This is a genomic window from Thermostichus sp. MS-CIW-30 (assembly GCF_054058015.1).
This window is the reverse complement of sequence record NZ_JBSRZW010000010.1, coordinates 1-18,125: the sequence shown is the minus strand read 5'-3', so window position 1 is coordinate 18,125 and position 18,125 is coordinate 1. Positions and strand designations below refer to the sequence as shown.

The window sequence follows — 18,125 nt, the reverse complement described above, 5'->3', positions numbered from 1 at the left end:
TGCCTCGGGCTCTCCAGCCGCTGATGACCACAGGTGGGGATCAACGGGGATCATCAAGAATGATGAACCCATGTTTGCGTATTTTTGCCTGTCGGTCAAGACCCTGGGGATCGCTGGGGATCAATCTCTTGTTCTCCGACCCACCTTTAGGGAGAGGCCAGGAGCCCCAGCTGCTCTCAAGCCAAGGGGAAGACTGCGCGGGATCCCCTGCCGAACCGGCCCTGCCTGGGTAGCATGGGGGAGGATGAGCGGTTGCCGAGCGGGCCGCAGGTTTTGAGGCCAAGAGGTGTGGGCATGAGGTGGTGGAAGTATAGGATTCAAGGCATACGGATCCAAGGGAGCTGGGCAGCACTGGGGATCCTGCTGGCGGGGCCGGTCTTGCCGGTGGAAGCTGTGGATGCCCAAACGCTGTTTCCTCCCCTTTACCGCTTGCAAGGGGGATCCCCTACCCTGCCCGCTTCTGAAGCAACGCCCTGGCGTCCAGTAACCCAGGATTCTGTTCCGCTCCCACAAACAGATCAAGCCGATCCAAAAGTCCAGCCGGCCCAACCCGGCCATGGAGAAGTGGCAGAAGGCCCGGTTTTCGATCTGGATCTGTTGCGGCAGTTCGGCACCAGCCCTGGCGGCAGTGGCTCTGGATCCCGGCAGGGGGAAGTGATCGGGCCGGGCAGCGGCCAGAGTGGGGTGCGCGGAGCCAGCCCTGGCTCAGGGGTGGGCACAGGCCAAGGGCCAGGGGGCGGAACGGGTCTGGAGGCGGGATCCCAGCGGCGGGAACCGCAAGTGACAGGGTTGATTGTGGATGCACGAGGCTTGGATTTCTTGCCTAGCCAGTCAATGCGCTTGTTTGATCCCGATGGCAATCAAGTCTATACCCCCGTTACTCTTGGCCAAGACCTCAACGCGGCCTTTGTGGGCAGCGAGGGCACAGCTGCCTATGCCACCTCGGAAGAGCAGGCCCGCTCACTGGTGAACCGCATCGGGGAACGGCCTCACCGCATTCGTGCCATCCGCACCCTGGGCTACGACCTGGTGATTTCCGCCGAAGATGCTTTTAGTCTGCGCCAGATGAATGCGACAGATGGCTTTCTGGATCGCTTTGCTGTGGTGGTCATCTGGGATGGCAGCCAAGCCAGTCTCCCCTGAGGCCCAGGAATCCCAGCATGGCCATCAAAGCACAGGACGGAGGAATGCTAGCCTAGCAAAAGTGCTCTGTCTGCACCACCCGCACCACCTCCAGCGGGGTTGATATCTTCCTGGGGATCCCAGCCTTATGCAACGGTTTGCCAACCAACCTCTGCGGGAACATCCCCACCTGGCGGTGTTTTCCTCCAGCAAGGTGGGCAATTTTGTGGTTACCATCCCGCTGTTGCGGGGCCTCAAGGAAAAATACCCCGGCTGTGTGCTGGATTTTTTTGGCAGCGAGATTACCCGCGACTTTGAACTTCACTGTCCCTACATTGACTTTAGCTTTCCTCTTTACAGCCGTCGCCCCGATTACCTCGAGGCCCTAACCGCTGCTGTGCGAGAACGGGTGACCCAGGCCGGCCCCTACGACTTGGCCATCAATTGCGACGAGTTTAGCGAGCTCAACTTGGTGGCGGTGACGGCGCTGCGTCCTCAATACATTGCCGGAGCCGGTTTGACCTTGGATTTTCGCCGCAAGTTGGATCCCGGCTCCGACCCGGTGCAGCGCATGCTCCAAGACGACGACTGGAACAGCCTGGAGTTTTTGCAGCGCTACAAAGATATCCTCACCAGCAACTACATTGCCGAGATCTTCTGCCGCCTGGCCTATGTGGAGACGGATTTTTTTCGTCTGGAGCTACCCAGCCGGGATCCCGATTTTCCGGTGCCAGAGGTTTTGGTGCACATCACCACTACCCGCCGCGCCAAGATGTGGCCTCTGGAGTACTGGCGGCAGGTGATCCAGTGGTGCCAAGGCCAGGGCCTGCAGGTGGGGCTAATCGGCAGCGCGCCGGAGCTGCAGCGATCCCTCTACCACGGCGGCAGCAGCGAAGACGAACTGCTGGCGCAAACGGGAATGGTTGACCTGCGGGGCAAAACCAGCCTCATGGAGCTGGCGGGGGCCCTGAAGCGGGCGCGGGTGTGTATCTCCGTGGATGCGGGGCCGATGCACATCGCGGCGGCAGTGGGCTGTCCCACCATTGCCCTGTTTGGCAACGATGCCGATGGGGATGGGGCCAGCCCGGTGCGACTGTGGGCTCCTCGTCTGCCCCACGTTTACCTCACCCAAACCGCCTACAAGTGCCGGGTCTGCGCAGAGAACAAGTTCAAAAACGAAACCTGCCTGGTGGAGGGTCATCCCTGTATGGCCCATCTCAAGCCGGAAACGGTCATCGGCTACTTGAAAGAGATTCTCAAGCAAACCTAGAGGTTCCACGCCCTCACCCCCAGCCCCTCTCCCAAAGAGAGAGGGGAGCTATGGAGCGACGGGGTGAGTTGTTTCATGGCTACTTGAAATGGCCATGTCTTGGGATCCCCATCTTTTTCCCCCTGGGAATCAGGGGGGCCGGTGGGCAGCAAGGAGTGCCCAGGGGCGCAGTTCGAATCCCTGGAAGTCCGTTTAAGCTGAGAGTTCAAGGCTGAAAACTTAGTGCCTAAACCATTTGGGTGTGAGCTGTGACTTTGGAGATGTGGTATCGCCACCAGCTGAGCCGCTTTGCAGAGTGGGGAAAAATAAGGCTCTGGCAAGGAGTTGCCCTGAAGCTGCTGGCCACTGCTTGCTTTGCCTGTTTAGGCGCGATCATCCGGCTCAACACTCCCGCCCTTCACCCCTTTCAGATTGTGTTTTTGCGCAACCTATTCGGGTTTCTCGCCCTGTCGCCGCTGGTGTTGCGGGCTGGGATCCAGTCTCTGCACACCGCCAAGATGGAGTTTTACCTCCTGCGCTCGGCGATCAGCACGGTGGGGATGTTGCTCTCCTTTTGGGCAGCCAGCCTGTTGCCTCTGGCAGAAGCTACGGCGCTGAGCTTTGTTCAACTTTTGTTTGCCGGCACGATGGCGGTATGGGTGTTGGGCGAGCAGATGCGCTCGTCCCGCTGGCTGGGATTGGGCCTGGGGTTTGCCGGGGCTTTGGTGATGTTGAGGCCAGGCTTCCGAGAGTTTTCTCTGGGAACAGGGCTGGCCTTGGGGGCGGCAGCACTCTTTGCCTGGGTGACCATCGTGCTCAAGATCCTCTCCCGCACCGAGTCCAGCCTCACGATTACGGCCTACATGGGCCTGCTGCAGACCCCCCTTTCCTTTCTGGCTGCCGTCTGGGTTTGGACCTGGCCTTCTCCTGAGCAGTGGCTGTGGATGGTGGCCATGGGGCTGCTGGGCAGCATTGGCCAGGTGGCCCTCGCCCAGGCCTACAAGCTGGCTGAGGTGACGATGCTGCTGCCTCTGGATTTCTCCCGTCTGCTCTGGGCCAGCCTAATCGGGTTTTGGGTGTTTGCCGAGATCCCGGATGGGTGGACTTGGATGGGCGGAGCCTTGATCTTGGTGGGCGCCACCTCTGGAGCCTACGGCGAAGCCCGCCTGCCCACAATGCCGACCCAGGCCCGTACCGGCGGAGTTGGATAGCAGACAGATATCCTCTGCCAGGACTTACAGCCGAGGGAGAACAGGGCTGGAGCTGGTCAGGTCTGTGGTGGTAAGGGCCACCAACAGGGCTTCTGGACTGACGGGGAAGGGCAGGTGGTGGATGTCGGATCCTGGCTGGCAGGCCACTTGGGCAGCATGCAGCAGGTCGGCGGATCCCAAGTGACCTAGCTTGAGATCCCGCAAGTTGAGGGGCAGCCCCACCTGGCGGTAGAACTCCAGCAACTGGGTACGTGCTGCCAGCGCCAACTGGCTTCCCTGCAAGATCTCCTCCAGGCGCAATTGCACCAGGATACCGAAGGCTACTTTTTCTCCGTGCAGAGTGGCCCGATGCCCCAGCAAATGGGTTAGCCCGTTGTGGACAGCGTGGGCAGCCACCGTCCGACATTTGGCCCCACCCATGCCGCCGACGATCCCCGCCAGGCAGATGCAGGCATCCACCACCTGCTTCCAAGCGGTTCCGCCCGGCTCCCTCAAGGCCGCCGCCGATTGCTGGAGGAGCAAATCCCGCAGGACGCGGGCCTGCTGCACAGCGCCAATCACCAGGGCATCTTCTGAACTGCCGCTGCTGACGGAAGACTCGTACCACTTAGCCAAGGCATCTCCGATCCCAGCCACTAGGGTGCGCGCTGGAGCTTGCAGAATCAGCTCATAGTCCAGGATCAGGGCAGCAGGGGCGCGATCCAGGCTCACATCCTGCTGAAAAGCGCCGCTGTCGGAGTAGATATTGGATAGGGCGCTCCAGGCGGCACAGGTGGCAGCAGAGGTGGGCACGGTAACCACGGGGATCCGCAGCCGGTGGGCCACCAGCTTGGCCGTATCCAGAGCCTTGCCCCCGCCTACCCCCAAGATGCCGGTTACCGATTCCGCCGTGGCCAGCGCCTGCAAACGCGCCAGCTCGGACTCGCTGCAGTCTACCCCGTAGGTAGTCCAGTGAACTTGGAGGGCGGGATCCCGCGCGAAATTGCGCTGCAGAGGGGACTCAGCCACAGCCAAGGAGCGTTCCCCCCCGATCACCAGCACGCGGGATCCCAGTACCGCAAGGGGCACAGCTTCCAGAATGCCGCTGCCGCGGTACAGCCGACCTGGGGCCGGAATGGCAAGATCCAATTGGCAAGGAGAGGCGCTTAGCATTGCAAGAATGGGCGAGAAAAAGGACTCCGTCCCGCTATCGCGGTAGCTCAGTGTCCGTGAATACAGATAACGATCCTAGCCGAAAAAAGGGCTGCGCACCGCTGGCGCGAACGCAGATGGCTCACCCAAGGTCTGGCTATAGTTAAGCTGTTCATCCCCTCAACTCTGCAGCCTCTAAGGTCTCTGGCCCCCTGACACGTTCGCAGAAGTGTCGCGTAGCGACAACAGTTCTCAGCAAGGGATCCCACCATGAACCCCACAACTCAACATCAGCTCATGCTTAAAATTGTGGCCGGCTCTGCTTGGGCCGATGGGCATTTGGAACCCCAGGAATTGGCCTACTTGGGATCCCTGCTGCGCCGCTATGGTTTGGAGCACGATGCCGAGCTGCGAGAGCTGATCCAAGAGCCCATTCCGATGGCGCAAACGGAGCGCTGGATGGCCGATTATCTCGCCCAGGCCACCGAAACCGAGCGCCTACAACTTCTGGGGGCAATCGGCAACCTGATGATGGCCGACAACGCCGTTTCTCCGGAAGAGCACGACCTTTTGGATGACTACTACACCCTAATGGCAGGGATCCCGCCTCGCCCAGAATCGGCACCCCATCTGGTGAAGGGCGTGGGGCAGTTTTTCCGGCGCCTGGTCAAGGCTGTAAGGGGGGACATTGCTTAATCAATTCTTAGCTGAAAAATAGGGTTCTCATAACCTGTACGAGGTGCAATCTACTTCTGGAATAGACATAAGTTTGGAAAAGTTAAAAACTTGCTCTGAATTCTATAATTCTATAAAACGGCTAGATTTCATGGATAAATAGAAGGGGCTGTGCTAGACTGAAGTCATCGCTGGGGACAGGGCTATGGCTGAGCGTTATAGACAGGTAGAGCGGGTTGGGTTTGGCTCGCGGCTGGCCAGTTCTTTTGTATCAGTGTTTGTTGGATTGATTTTATTTTTGGGATCGTTCTGGCTTTTGTTTTGGAATGAGGGGCGGGTCAACCTTGCCCAAGTGGCAACTGGGGCCATTGAAATCAGTCCATTGGGCTCGCCCTCTGCGCCTCTTGGAAGCTTAGTATCGCTCACAGGCCCAATTACCAGCAATGAGCTTTTGGGCGATAATCTCTTCCTGCGGCCAGGGCCGTATATTGCCGTCAGGCGCAAGGCGGAAATGTATGCTTGGGAAGAGGAAAAAGAAACTCGCACTCAAGAGGAGTTTGGCGGATCGGAAGTCAGAGAGACAATCTATACTTACACCAAAGTCTGGACGGAAAACCCCGAAGATTCAAGCCGGTTTTATCGCAGCAGTGAGCACGTCAACCCACCGATGGCTTTTTCCAGCCAACTCTTTCGAGTCAGCCAGGCTCAAATTGGGAATTACCGAATTGGAATGCAAGATTTGCAGATCGAAACTCCCTACGCTGTTCCTCTGGAGCCCCAAACGTTGATCCCGGGGATCCCAGCTAGGGTGGAAGGCTCTTATGTTTTCAAGGGGCGGGGAACCCTGGCCAATCCACAAATTGGCGATATGCGAACTTCGTACACTGCCTTGTACAGCGGAACTCAAGTAACTGTCTTTGGTCGTTTGGCCACCCCTAACAGCCTAGAGAGCTACCTGGGGCCGCGCAGCATTCGATTTTATCGGCTATTTGCCAGCGATCGATTTGCAGCCATTGAGCGTCTTGCTGCCGAACACAATGCCCTGACTTGGATCCTGCGCTTTGTGGGATTCTTGATGATGTGGATCGGGGCCGACTCTTTCTTCGTCCCCCTTCATACGATGCTCAGCATCTTTCCTTTTCTAAGCGGCCTGGGGCGATCTATGACGAGAGTGGTCACCTTTTTCATAGCCTTGGTTTTAACAGGGACGACTATTTTAGTCTCATCGATAGTGCATAATCCGGTGGCGCTGCTCCTCTGTTTGGGTGTGGCGGGAGTTTTCATCCTCAACGTGCTGGGGCGACGTCCCAGACGGCAAGTGGCAGGTTTTTAAGAGTTCCTCTGCCGGCACAGCAAAGAGCTTGCAGCGCTGCTGCATCCATTCAAATATGGCTGCTCCGAAGAGCAGCGAAATAGCTTGTCTCGATTCCTCTTACTTTCCCCTCACCCCCAACTTCTCTCCCGAAGGACAAAAGGAGCTGGGGATCAAGGCAAACGGTTTCAACGCAATTTGGAGCGACCAACCTACTAATCCCCGAAGGTTAAGAGCCGCTTTGTGGCTGCCCTAGCAGATTCTTTTTCCTATATTGATCGTTGGCCCATGAGTTTGTACAGTTGCTCTCCGAGGATCTGGATGCCGCTGAGGATGCGCTCTTCCGGTTGGTAGCTGAAGGCGAGGCGCAGGGCGTGATCCCCTTGGCCATCGGCAAAGCAGTGGGTGCCCGGCAGGAAGGTGACCCCCAGGGCACGGGTAGCCTGCAACAAGGTGCTGGCTCTTAGGGAAGGGGGCAGCTCACACCAGACGAAAAATCCACCCCCAGGGGCCTCCACCTTGACTTCGGGCGGAAAATATTGAGCGATGGCCTCCAGCATCACCTGGCACTTTTCTCGGTAGCGACGGGTGAGGAGTTGAATGTGGCTTTGCAGACGGCCCTCCCCGCAATAGCGGGCCACCACCCGGCCCAAAAAGGGCCCCAGGGATCCCTCGCTGCGAAACATCTCCAAGCGGCGGATGATCTCAGGGTGACCACAGGCCCAACCCACCCGCACCCCCGGCACCACAATCTTGGAGAAGGTGCCCACATGAAGAACCCAGCCTTCCCGATCCAGCGCAGCCAAGCTGGGCAAGGGATCCCCGGCAAAGCGCAGGTCGTAGTAGGCCTCGTCCTCCACCACCACCACACCGTACTCAGCTGCCAACTGCACCAATTTCTGCCGCCGTGGCCCAGAGAGGGTGCAGCCTTTGGGGTTTTGGAAGGTGGGAATGGTATAGACAAATCGGGGGCGGATCCCTTGGCGAGCCAGATCGCGCAGCACCTCTTCCAGGCGATCCACCACCATGCCTTCCCCATCCACCGGGATCGAGATCAGACGCGCTCCTGCCGCCGCAAAACGGCTGACAGCCCCCATGAAGGTGGGCCCTTCCACAATGACTACATCCCCCGGCTCCACGAAGACCTGAGGCAACAGGCCGAGGATCTGCCCAGAGCCATAGCCGATCAGTAGGTTTTCCGGCTGGGCCTCTACCCCTCTATCCCGCATCAACTGCAGCACCACGTCGATCAGCCCGGCAAACGTGCCGCCGTAATTGAGGGCATTGTCCCCATCTTCCGCCAACACCTCCGCCGTGGCCCGCGCCAAGTCGGCCTTGGGAAACAGGCGCGGATCCGCCAGCCCAAAGGTAAAACTGGTAACCACCGGCGCTGCACCTGGGATCTCCGCCCCGAAAGGAGAAGGGATCACAGCCTGAGCCCGTTGGGCAAAAAGGGTTTGCAACAAGGGCCGCGAAGTGCTACGCGGTGCCGATGCGGACGAGGTCTGGGTCATGGCAAGCAAGAGAAAGAATACCTTAGGCCAATGCCTGCCACGATAACAAGAAAGAACTGCCCAGGAGTAGGGATCCCAAAACCCGCCGCCAGCTCCGGTAGGGGATCTCAGCCAAGACGCCGCCGGCGCTCAGGCATAGGAAGGGGAGCACCACCAAACCCCAGCGAGCACTTTGCTGCAGGGTGTTCACTTGGGGATCCCAAAACCATGTCGCCAGCGCCCCCATCCAGAGGACATGGCCCAAACCGGCCAAGCTGAGCAGGGCTTGCTGCCGTTCTGCCCAGGGCCAGCCCAACCGCACCAAGCTCAACCCCAAGGGCAGCATCAAAGTAGCCAAAACGGCCAAGCCACCTTGGGAGCTGAGAGGATGGGGAATCACCTCAGCAGAGGTAGCTGGCCAATCAATCCGTCCCAACCAGGAAAAACCCATCACCAGCAGCAGCAAAAGCAGTCCTGATGCCCCGCACTGCTGACGCGAACGCAACGGTTGCCGTGGCCACTGCTGGCTCGTCCACAGCCCCGCCCAGAGCAGAGCCAAGGGCCAAACCTTATAAGACAGGGCACAAGCTAAGGCCAGACCCCACCAGCGCAAGGTGGATCCCGGCCCAACACCACAACTGCAAAGCAAAACCAGGCTGCCCAAAATCTCGCTGCCCGGCTCCAACCCTTGGGTCAACACCCAGGGGCTGAGTCCCCATAGACCGGCACTCCAGAAGTTGCCCCAGCTCCAGCACAACAGCAGAATGGCCAAGCAGGCCATAGCTGAGAAGATGTGCAGGATCCCTTCAGCCGAGATCCCGGTTCCCTGAGCCAGCCAGGGCAGTAGCCTGTCGGCAAAAGCGCTCCGCACCACTGACGCGAACGAGTGGTAGAGAGGCAGTTCCGGTTGGACAAAAGTCAGGGATCCCTCAGAACTGCTCACCGGCAAAACGCGCCACCACTGCAGAGGAGCCGGTTGCCCCCAAGAGCGGAGTCGCTGCCCCAAAAGAAGGCCCATCCCTCCCCATAGCAGCCAGTGGCCCATGAAACCAAAACCAACCAAACGCCGACGGCGATGGTTGTCCCTGTTGGAGGAGCTCAGGCGGGGAAATGAGCCGCGGGGCAGCCGCTTGCCCGGGCGGGGTGTGGCGGGGGGAAACTTCATGGGTAAACCCTAGCCTGTTCGCATGAGCAGTGCAGAACACTATCCCTACACGGGGTGGGCCCTCGACCGGCAGCAGAACATCCAACGCCCTCTACTCTTGGCCGGTTGGGGAGAAAAAGTGCCCCTTCGTTACTTCCAAAAGAGAATCTCCCCGCGTGACATACTCCCGCACTCATGCTGACGCAAAGCGCTCCGCGCCGCTAGAGAGAAGGTCTAGTCAACTCTAGATCGCCCGTCAAGGGGCAACCCGACTGTTGCCAGCGGCGGATGGCCTGGGCAGTGAGTCCATTCGTGACATCGCGAATGGGGATCCCCGATCCGGTTACCTGCAGACGCACCAACCGCCAGGGATCCCCAGGAGCAGCCCGCAGAACATAAGCCTCGTAGGCCAGTTGCAGGGTTTCGCTGCGCCGACCGGCCAAGGAGTTGCCCTCCTTTTGGGGGTGTTGGGGCAAGACCAAGCGGCGCTCCAGCGTGGTGAAATACAGCCGAAAAGCTTCTGGCGAAACAGCAGTTGCGGTGTCCGGCAAAACCGGAGCCAGCTCCTGTTGGCGTAAGCGGGCCAGAGACCTTGGAGAGAGCATTTCAACCTCCGGCTTCCCCACCAGCACAACCTGAAACTCAGAGCGGGAGCGGCTCAAGGCCAGATTGAGAAACAAAGGCAACTGCTCCGTTAGAGCCTCAGCCCAAACCTGAGGAGCAGCCAGGCAAGTTTCCCCTCTTGCCGGAACGAAATGCTCCGCACCCCTAACGCGCCCAGGAGTGCTGACCAGGCCCAAAACCACCGACAAACCGACTCCTAGCCAACATCTCCTGCCGGATCCAGTCGGCCTTTTTTCAGGGATCCACTGCACAAGCCTACGGCGTCGTTGCATTACAGAACTACCCCAATAACATCGGGCATCTCCCCACACCCTCACCCGGCAGCATCCCATGAGGCTTGGAAGCGCCGCAAGGCGGCCACGGGATCGGGAGAAGCGGTGATGGGGCGGCCCACCACCAGATAATCGGCTCCTGCCCGCAGAGCTTCGTCGGGCGTGCAGATGCGCTGTTGATCCTCCTCTCCATCCCCCGCCTTGGCTTGGCCCAGACGGATCCCAGGAGTAACCAGCAAAACCTCCGGCCCCAAAGCTTGGCGCAACCGCGAGACCTCCTGAGGAGAGCAAACCAGTCCAGTAAAGCCTTGAGCTTGAGCCAGCCGGGCCAAATGCAACACATAGTCGGCGGGATCCATCTCGATGCCCAGTTCCTGTCGCACCTGCGGGGGGCTGAGGCTGGTTAAGAGGGTAACCGCCAATAGTCGACAAGAACTGCCCTGGGCGGCTGCCACGGCTGAGCGCAACATAGCACTGCCACCGGCGGCATGGACGGTGAGCAGATCCACTCCATAGCCGACGGCCACCGCCGTAGCCCTCCCCACCGTGTGGGGAATGTCGTGCAGCTTCAAATCCAGAAAAATGCGCTTGCCCCTTTCCTTGAGAGCCTGCAGAATGGGAAAACCCGCAGCAGTGAACAACTCCAGACCCACCTTCCACCACAGCACCTGCGGCAAAGAGTCCACCCACTTCAAAGCCTGCTCTTGAGAAGAGGTATCCAGCGCAACAATCAGGCGGTCACCCTTCATCGGGGCTCATTCCGGGGCTCATAGTGGGGACAGCCCTCACAGGGGCCGCAGGGGTTGACGGCGCAGCGCAACTCTGGAGAATGGGCATTGTAGCGGCAGGTGGGATCCCCGATGTATTCTGGCGGCGAAGCCACGTAAGTGTAAACAACCACACCCCCAAATCCTATCGGGCTGACGAAGAAACGACTGGTGGTGAACGATTCGCCCACAGAAGGGTTGAAGGTTTCCTCAAAAGGCTCTGGCTCAGGCTCCACTTCCTCCTCCAGATTCCAGAGGGCTTCCCACTGCCTAAGGGTTTCCTGTAAAGGCACAGCCAAGTGCTCTGCCAGCTCCATCAGGGCAGTCTCCAAAGAGGCCAAACTTTCTTCGGCCACTTGGGCAAAGGCTGCAACCCATTCCTCCAAAAGTTTCTCAAAATCCATGCAGCAGCGACCTAGAGGCTCCTTCTTCACCTTACCGCCAGCCCGGACAATCTCTAACTTCCTCCCCGGCAAACGGCATCCACTAGAGCTTGATTCACCAATGGAAACAGCTCTGCCAACTCTTCTGTGGAGAGGTTTCCGGTGCAGACATTGGCGCGAATATGCCACTCTGCCCACATTTGCGCCGAGGGAGCAGCGGGATCCCGGCCCTCCTCAGAACCCGAACCGCCCACAGGTACCCGAGGGAGGCTACGTCCCGACCCAAGGTTCAGTTGCAGTACGCTGTCACGGTTGATGCCGGTTAGAGAGGTTTGAGCATTAACCCCTTCAGGCAAAGCAAGCGCCAGGGACAAAGCCATCCAAGACAATCCACAAAAGGTAACGCTGCGAAACATGGGATCCTCGCCGGCTAGGATTAGTTTATTTTAAGAGCCCTATCTTGAGCGCAATTATAGCCACTGCCTCCGGTTCCTCTGGGCAGAGCCGGGCTAAGTCTTCCTACGACCGCAGGCCGATTCCCGACCACTGCACGCAATGACGGCCCTGCTCATCCTTCAGGGATCCATCGCGGCGGTAGGAAAAGAAATCTTGGGGTTGGCTGAGGGTGCAATGGGGGCTGACGGCAATGTGTTCAGGGGGGATCCCTTGGGCTTGGGCTTGGGCACCGTTGACCCAGCGCAGATCCAGGCGAACCTTGCCAGGCAGAGGATCGGGCAAGAGAGCGGCGCGGGCATCCAGCCCTGGGGGTAGGCTTTGCAGCACCTGCTCCGCCACCTCCTCTGACACCTGATAGACTGACCCCGAAATAGAGGGCCCGATGGCCACGCGGATCCCAGCAGCAGGGATCCCCGCCTGTAAAAACTCCTGCAGCACCTTGGACAAGATCCCCGCAGCAGTGCCTCTCCACCCGGCGTGAATGGCCGCCACCCATTCTCGACTGGCCACCAAAATCGGCACACAGTCAGCGGTGCAGACCCAGGCAGAATCTCCTTGGCGGCGGGCAATGACCGCATCTGCCTGAGAGCGGGTAGGGATCCCTTGACCAACAGAGCAGTCCTGCTCTCCCTTCTGTCCAAGGGTTTCCGTGATCCCATCTGCCCAAACCCAGTTGCAGCCATGCACCTGATGGCCCCACGCGGCCTGTTCAGGGGGCAGTTGCAGCCGGGCGGCCAACTGAGACGGGGGATGGGGATGACCTTGGCGAGAGCCAAAAGCGTGAGGCCACTCCGCCAAAAGCTGACACTCCAGCCAGCGCCATCTCCCTGCCTGCTGCCAAACCCACAAGACGGAGCCACTCATTGGCGAGAGCTACCCAGGCCAGCAGTGGGCGGGGATCCTTGAGACCGATGTTGGGCGCGGAGATGGCCCACCCGCTCTTCCAAACACATCTTTAGCTCGGCAGGGTTAAACAGCATCGGCAAAAAATGAATGCTTTTGGTTTCTCGGAAAAAGAACAACACCGGCAGCGGCGGCCAGAAAATTTGCCAATCCTGCCACTCGCTGTAGGGGAACTCGCGGATGCGCCTGGAGCCGCTGTAGACCTGCAGCGCTGTTCTGGTAAAGGCCAGACCGATCAGAGAGGTCTGCACCACCAAAAATAGGCCAAACAGGCCCACCCCCAGCCCCGCCCAAAACGAAAGCCAGAACAGCGGCACTGCCAAAGCCAACACCGACAGGCTGAGGCGAAAATCCGGGGTCAATAGATGGGCAGAATTGGGTCTAATCATGCCCCATTTCTCCTCTCGGGGATCCCAGACCCATTCTAGGCCGCCTCGGCAACTCTTCAGAAGTCAGAGGATCTGTAGGACATAGAGGAGAGAGCCTGATACATTTACGCTGAACACTGCTGAACATCACTGTTCAACTATGCAGCGATAGCATTCTGTTTGTTTCCATTCGCGTTAGCGGGACGGAGTCCAAACAGAATGGCGGTATCCCGCAAAGCTTTGAGTAGAATACCCAAAGCGCAGTTTCCGTGTCGTCTTACTACCAATTTTCTGCTTTGCTTTGGCTACCATGTTGGCAGACTCGAAAGTAAACAGAAAGATCAACTGGTAGTAATCCGTACTGAACACATTATACATTATTTTCAGTATAGTTGAGCTTATTATTGACTAGAGTCATGCTCTTCTCGAAATCAGGGAACGAGGGGAAAACCGAACCCGTTTTTTGAGTTATCCCGAAAAATACTTGGGATCCTGGGGAAATTGGGGTTTGCCATTGAGCTTCTTCCCACAGCTGGCCGATACAACCGCGCAGGCGGGATGGAATCCTCGCGTAGCTCTCAACTGAGGGCCTCACCGCGTGCGATGGTATACGATAAACTCCAGAGTTCCGCAAGTTTACAGATCAGAACCGGCAAGACGACCCCCATCTACCCAAATGCGCCCTTGGGAAAACCGGCATAATACGGATATAACGAGTGCTTACTGCTAACCCGCACAATTCGTTGGGCCTCTCCATGCCTCTCGACCCTCTCTCTCAGTTGCCAGAGGAGCCAACCACTCAGATCCCCTTGGAGTTTTACGAGCGCAGACCCCAGCCTGAGGCAACTGCGGCCTTTCTAACGGTGCTCAGCGGCGCCAATGTGGGCATGACGTTTCCCTTGGCGAGGGGTGGAGTTTTGGGGCGCAGCCACCGCGCGGACATTCAGCTCTTGGATCACGCCGTCTCCCGGCAGCACTGTCGGCTGGAAAGAGAAAGTGAGGGTTATGTTCTCACCGACCTGGAGAGCCTCAACGGCACATATGTTAACGGCGAGCGCGTCAGCCGCGTTCTCCTGAAGGATGGAGATCGCATTCAAGTGGGGGCCAGCACCCTCAAGTTTGCCTACTACGACGCGGCAGAAGAAGCCTTCTTTTTGCAAATGGCCACTGCCGCCCTCCACGACCCGCTGACCGGCTTGCATAACCGACGTTTTTTCCTGGAGCAACTGGAGCTGGAGATCCCCTTTGCCCTTCGCCATCGCATTCCCCTCCACGTGCTCTATCTGGATTTGGATGGGTTTAAGCAAATCAACGACCGCTGGGGGCACTGGGCTGGGGATCAAGCCTTGATCCAGGTGGCGCGGCGATTGCAAGCTCACGTTCGCCAAGACGATCTGGTGGCCCGCTTGGGGGGCGATGAGTTTGCCCTGCTGGTGCGCGGGATCCCGAACTCGCAGATCCTAGGGCTGGCAGAACGCTTGCGGCAGGCTGTCCAGACCCTGTTGGTGCAGGCGGGGACGGAGACCATCTCCCTAAGCTGCAGTGTGGGCATCGCCTCTCTGCTGGAGTTGGGAGAGGGAACTGACCCACAAAGTCTGCTGGCTGCTGCCGACAAGGCCCTCTACCAAGCCAAAGCTGAGGGGGGTAACCGAGAGACTTTGCTGTAGTTCAGGGCCAACTGCTGGAGTTTAGGATCCCTCTACCAAGCTGGCATAGGCTTCGGCACTCATGGTGTCCTCGAGATCTTCGGGGTTGGCAATGCGCACCTTGATCAGCCAGCCATCGCCATAGGGATCGTCGGCAAGGCTTTCGGGGCTCTCCACCACCGCTGTATTCACGGCCACCACCTCTCCAGAAAGAGGGGCATAGAGATCTTCAACGGCCTTGACCGATTCCACCGAGCCAAAGCTTTCCCCTTTTTCAATCTCTGTCCCTTCTTCGGGCAAGCCCACGAAAACGATATCCCCCAGTTGATCGACGGCATAAGCTGTGATCCCAATCACCGCAATATCATCCTCAACATGGATGTACTCGTGGGTGTCCACGTAGCGCAGATGGGATGGATACTCCAGGGCCATGCCGGTTCTCCCGTAGAATTCAGTGGATTATTCTAGGGTGAACTCTCGGAGATGGTAAAGGGCGGATCCCAAGCCCGGCCCGCTAGAGAAACTCCATCAGCAGCCGATTGACCGTTTGCGGAGCTTCCTGCTGCGCCCAATGGCCGCATTCGGGGATGTACTCCTTGCGCAGGCCGTTGGGGAAAAAGGGATCCATCCCCTCAGTTAGCTCGCGGCTGAGGGCAAAGTCTTCTTCTCCCCAAATCAGCAGGGTAGGGGCGAGGATTTGCCGCATGGGCTGCAAAAACAGGTTCTGCAAAGTGGGCAGGTTAAAAAGCTGGCGGTAGTAGTTGAGGGCAGAGGTGAGAACCTTGGGTTTGGAGAGGGCCTCTTGGTAGAGCTTGAGGTCGTGGCGGGTGAAGGCGCTTTTGCGCACCGAGGTTTCCTGGAAAATGCGGCGCACCCAATCTCCCAAATCCCACTGCAGCACCCACTCTGGCAGCCAAGGCAATTGAAAAAAGAACAGGTACCAACTGCGGCGCAGTTGATCCAAGTTGCTCAAGAATTCCCGGCGAAAGCAGGCCGGATGGGGAGAATTGAGGACGGCCAGCTTGCGAATCTCCTCAGGAAAAAATTGCGCCCAGTGCCAGGCAATGGCTCCCCCCCAATCGTGGGCTACGACCACCGCCCTCTGAGCCCCAAAGTGGCTCAGCAAGCCGCGAATATCCTCAGTAAGGGTATCCAGGTCATAGCCGTGATCCGGTTTGTCGGAATCGTTGTAGCCGCGCATATCGGGTGCCACCACGCGAAACCGCTGCGCCAACACCGGAATCTGATGCCGCCAGGAGTACCAAAACTCCGGGAAACCGTGCAACAAGATCGCCAGCTCCCCTTCCCCTTGGGTGACGTAGTGCAGTTGAATGCCATTGGTAAGGGCATACCCGTGCTGCCAGGTTCCCATTTTGGCAGCTACCTCAGGAGGAAGGCGGGGGATCCCTGCTTCTGCCATGTCGTCTGCTCTCGAGCTAACCCATGATTTGGTATCCACCCATACTAACCTTTGTCGCCGGTCTTCCCTTTGCCGGCGCAGGCTTTTTGAGAGGCATCCTACGAAGAAAGCTTAAGAGAAAGTCTGCGGGTGAACAGATTAGATGAACACTAGCGCAGAAGGCCAAAGCCCAACATCCCCGCAAAGCGTTGCCATTTTGGGAGCCGGGGCTTGGGGAAGTACCCTGGCGATGCTGGCTCAGGGGCAAGGGCACCGGGTGCGGGTTTGGGATCGCCGCAAGGGCCTGGATTTGGCAGAAGTGCTCCAGGGATCCCAAATCCTCATCTCAGCCGTCTCTATGGCGGGGGTACGCCCTGTGGTGGAAGCAGTGCGCCAGGTGGGGATCCCACCGCAGGCAATTTTGGTCTCGGCCACCAAAGGGTTGGATCCACTGCAGCTTCTGACCCCTACCCAAATTTGGGGGGCCACCTTCCCGGAGCAGCCCCTGGTGGTGCTTTCGGGGCCTAATCTTTCGGCGGAGATCCGCCAAGGCTTGCCGGCAGCGGCAGTGGTGGCCAGCCGGGATCCCTGGGCCGCTGTGCAGGTGCAGTATGCCCTTTCCTCGGAGCGGTTCCGCCTCTATACCAGCAGCGATCCGCTGGGAGTGGAGCTAGGCGGCACCCTGAAAAATGTTATCGCCATCGCTGTTGGCGTGTGTGATGGCTTGCAACTGGGGGCCAATGCTCGTGCGGCTCTGGTTACCCGCGGCCTGGCAGAGATGATCCGGGTGGGATCTAAGCTGGGGGCACGGGCAGAAACCTTCAATGGCCTGTCGGGGTTGGGGGATCTGCTGGCCACCTGCCACAGCCGCTTGAGCCGCAACTACCGAGTGGGCTACGGGCTAGGCCAGGGCCAACCCTTGTCGCAGATTTTGGCGGAGATCGAGGGCACCGCCGAAGGGGTTTACACCGCTCCCGTCGTGGTCGAGATCGCTGCCCAGCACGGCATTCAGGTGCCCATCACCCAGGAAGTGCATCTGTTGTTGCAAGGGCAGACCACCCCCACCGCCGCCCTCACCCGCCTGATGGAACGTCAACTGACTTCGGAATAGGCTGCCTTCACTTCTCCCAAAGGAGGAGGGGGGTTTCTGGCATAACCGCAAATCTGCGGATGAGGAAAGTTGTTCCGCACTCTATCAGGATTTTTGCAGAGCAGGGAGATCCCAGAATGAGCGATTTGGCGGAGTTTTTTTTTCCAGAGTTTCCCTATGCTGCAGCTGTAGTTCTTCGACTTGTTCTTGCATCAACTCGGATCTCTCTGGCTCCGGGAAGGCGGACAGTAGGCCCGACAGGTTGGGCCAGGTCTTTGTTTAATTTTTTACAAAGTTATGTCCAAACGCATCCTGGTGATTGAAGACGAACCCTCTATTCGCACCTATCTGCAGAAGGTGTTGCAACGAGCGGGGTACGACACGGTGGCGGCCACCGATGGAGAAGAGGGCTTGCAGATGGTGCGCACCCTGATGCCCGACTTGGTGTTGTGCGATGTGGTGATGCCCAAGCTGAACGGCTATGGGGTGCTGGATGCCCTGAGATGGGATCAGTCTACAGCTCACATCCCCTTCCTCTTTCTCTCCTCGAAAATCTCTCCCGAAGAGATTGAACAGGGGCTATGTTTTGGCTCCGATGCCTATCTGACGAAGCCCGTTGACCAGAAACGCCTGCTGAAAGCCGTTGCTGCCCAATTGTCTTGAGTTGACCAAAAGGCGCGGCAAGCCCCGTCCTTCAGGGCGGGGAAGGATAGCGCCGACCGTAGCCGACGCCCTTTAAAAACGCAGTGTCGGCCATGTGAATATCGTTGTCATCACGCATAGGCCAAGAATACGATTGAGCGGTGCAACGACTTCAAGCCTTCAAGTACGAATTGCTGCCCAACAGCCAGCAGGAACGGCAGATGCGCCGCTTTGCTGG

Annotated in this window: 20 protein-coding genes; 9 read left to right on the top strand and 11 right to left on the bottom strand. The window is 58.6% G+C overall.

Translation table 11 applies throughout. From position 1 onward, the window contains the following. The first annotated feature begins 294 nt into the window (after window positions 1-294). The 3 genes from ACVWXW_RS06130 (at window position 295) to ACVWXW_RS06120 (ending at window position 3,582) form a co-directional block, all read left to right on the top strand. Window positions 295-1,143 (top strand): hypothetical protein, encoded by an 849-nt coding sequence (locus tag ACVWXW_RS06130; protein ID WP_414351624.1) that lies wholly within the window; start codon window positions 295-297, stop codon window positions 1,141-1,143. Between the two features lie 127 nt (window positions 1,144-1,270). Further along, on the top strand, window positions 1,271-2,392 hold the full coding sequence (locus ACVWXW_RS06125) for a glycosyltransferase family 9 protein (RefSeq protein WP_414424656.1): 1,122 nt from the start codon (window positions 1,271-1,273) through the stop codon (window positions 2,390-2,392). Between the two features lie 248 nt (window positions 2,393-2,640). After that, the gene (locus ACVWXW_RS06120; protein ID WP_238376852.1) at window positions 2,641-3,582 is read left to right on the top strand and encodes a DMT family transporter; all 942 of its coding nucleotides are present in this window, start codon (window positions 2,641-2,643) and stop codon (window positions 3,580-3,582) included. Between the two features lie 24 nt (window positions 3,583-3,606). Here the strand turns inward: ACVWXW_RS06120 and ACVWXW_RS06115 are convergent, their stop codons facing one another. Beyond that, window positions 3,607-4,734 carry an iron-containing alcohol dehydrogenase family protein gene (locus ACVWXW_RS06115; protein WP_457403200.1) on the bottom strand — a complete coding sequence of 376 codons (1,128 nt, stop codon included), beginning with the start codon at window positions 4,732-4,734 and terminating at the stop codon, window positions 3,607-3,609. Between the two features lie 249 nt (window positions 4,735-4,983). Between ACVWXW_RS06115 and ACVWXW_RS06110 the strand changes: the two genes are divergently transcribed. Both ACVWXW_RS06110 and ACVWXW_RS06105 read left to right on the top strand, forming a co-directional pair. Beyond that, window positions 4,984-5,409, top strand: a complete 426-nt coding sequence (locus ACVWXW_RS06110) for a tellurite resistance TerB family protein (RefSeq protein ID WP_457403199.1) — start codon at window positions 4,984-4,986, stop codon at window positions 5,407-5,409. A 184-nt stretch (window positions 5,410-5,593) separates the two neighbouring features. Then, window positions 5,594-6,721, top strand: coding sequence for a TMEM43 family protein (locus tag ACVWXW_RS06105; RefSeq protein WP_414401319.1), 1,128 nt, complete (start codon window positions 5,594-5,596; stop codon window positions 6,719-6,721). 248 nt (window positions 6,722-6,969) lie between these two features. On the opposite strand, the gene ACVWXW_RS06100 is transcribed toward ACVWXW_RS06105, so the two are convergent. From ACVWXW_RS06100 to ACVWXW_RS06065, 8 genes are all read right to left on the bottom strand, one after another. Next, window positions 6,970-8,214, bottom strand: a complete 1,245-nt coding sequence (locus tag ACVWXW_RS06100) for an aminotransferase-like domain-containing protein (protein WP_457403198.1) — start codon at window positions 8,212-8,214, stop codon at window positions 6,970-6,972. A gap of 22 nt (window positions 8,215-8,236) precedes the next feature. Then, window positions 8,237-9,358, bottom strand: a complete 1,122-nt coding sequence (locus tag ACVWXW_RS06095; protein ID WP_457388910.1) for a hypothetical protein — start codon at window positions 9,356-9,358, stop codon at window positions 8,237-8,239. Between the two features lie 200 nt (window positions 9,359-9,558). Then, window positions 9,559-10,143, bottom strand: coding sequence for a hypothetical protein (locus ACVWXW_RS06090; protein ID WP_414329542.1), 585 nt, complete (start codon window positions 10,141-10,143; stop codon window positions 9,559-9,561). A 131-nt stretch (window positions 10,144-10,274) separates the two neighbouring features. After that, on the bottom strand, window positions 10,275-10,982 hold the full coding sequence (gene pyrF, locus ACVWXW_RS06085) for an orotidine-5'-phosphate decarboxylase (protein ID WP_457403197.1): 708 nt from the start codon (window positions 10,980-10,982) through the stop codon (window positions 10,275-10,277). Then, window positions 10,979-11,317, bottom strand: a complete 339-nt coding sequence (locus ACVWXW_RS06080) for a DUF6464 family protein (RefSeq protein ID WP_457403259.1) — start codon at window positions 11,315-11,317, stop codon at window positions 10,979-10,981. Before ACVWXW_RS06080 ends, pyrF begins: the two co-directional genes overlap by 4 nt. 140 nt (window positions 11,318-11,457) lie before the next feature. Continuing rightward, window positions 11,458-11,799 carry a hypothetical protein gene (locus tag ACVWXW_RS06075; protein WP_414374986.1) on the bottom strand — a complete coding sequence of 114 codons (342 nt, stop codon included), beginning with the start codon at window positions 11,797-11,799 and terminating at the stop codon, window positions 11,458-11,460. 103 nt (window positions 11,800-11,902) lie between these two features. After that, the gene (gene pgeF, locus ACVWXW_RS06070; protein ID WP_457403196.1) at window positions 11,903-12,703 is read right to left on the bottom strand and encodes a peptidoglycan editing factor PgeF; all 801 of its coding nucleotides are present in this window, start codon (window positions 12,701-12,703) and stop codon (window positions 11,903-11,905) included. Beyond that, complete coding sequence (locus ACVWXW_RS06065) at window positions 12,700-13,131, bottom strand: DUF3119 family protein (protein ID WP_457385707.1); 432 nt, start codon at window positions 13,129-13,131, stop codon at window positions 12,700-12,702. The genes pgeF and ACVWXW_RS06065 overlap by 4 nt, the downstream gene beginning before the upstream one ends. Window positions 13,132-13,865: 734 nt before the next feature. On the opposite strand from ACVWXW_RS06065, the gene ACVWXW_RS06060 reads away from it, so the two are divergent. Beyond that, window positions 13,866-14,777, top strand: a complete 912-nt coding sequence (locus ACVWXW_RS06060; RefSeq protein ID WP_457403194.1) for a diguanylate cyclase — start codon at window positions 13,866-13,868, stop codon at window positions 14,775-14,777. Between the two features lie 21 nt (window positions 14,778-14,798). Here ACVWXW_RS06060 and gcvH read toward each other — a convergent pair whose 3' ends face one another. Together gcvH and ACVWXW_RS06050 are read right to left on the bottom strand one after the other, a co-directional pair. After that, window positions 14,799-15,188 carry a glycine cleavage system protein GcvH gene (gene gcvH / locus ACVWXW_RS06055; protein WP_011432013.1) on the bottom strand — a complete coding sequence of 130 codons (390 nt, stop codon included), beginning with the start codon at window positions 15,186-15,188 and terminating at the stop codon, window positions 14,799-14,801. An 82-nt stretch (window positions 15,189-15,270) separates the two neighbouring features. Further along, a complete protein-coding gene (locus ACVWXW_RS06050) occupies window positions 15,271-16,176 on the bottom strand; it encodes an alpha/beta fold hydrolase (RefSeq protein WP_414331097.1) in 906 nt (301 codons plus the stop codon). Between the two features lie 142 nt (window positions 16,177-16,318). Between ACVWXW_RS06050 and ACVWXW_RS06045 the strand changes: the two genes are divergently transcribed. The 3 genes from ACVWXW_RS06045 to ACVWXW_RS06035 all read left to right on the top strand — a co-directional run. Further along, window positions 16,319-17,266, top strand: a complete 948-nt coding sequence (locus ACVWXW_RS06045) for an NAD(P)H-dependent glycerol-3-phosphate dehydrogenase (RefSeq protein WP_457403193.1) — start codon at window positions 16,319-16,321, stop codon at window positions 17,264-17,266. A 276-nt stretch (window positions 17,267-17,542) separates the two neighbouring features. After that, window positions 17,543-17,908: a response regulator gene (locus ACVWXW_RS06040; protein ID WP_457403192.1), complete on the top strand. Its 366-nt coding sequence runs from the start codon at window positions 17,543-17,545 to the stop codon at window positions 17,906-17,908. A 140-nt stretch (window positions 17,909-18,048) separates the two neighbouring features. Then, window positions 18,049-18,125: helix-turn-helix domain-containing protein (locus ACVWXW_RS06035; RefSeq protein WP_414381514.1), on the top strand; the 77-nt coding region annotated here is incomplete at its 3' end.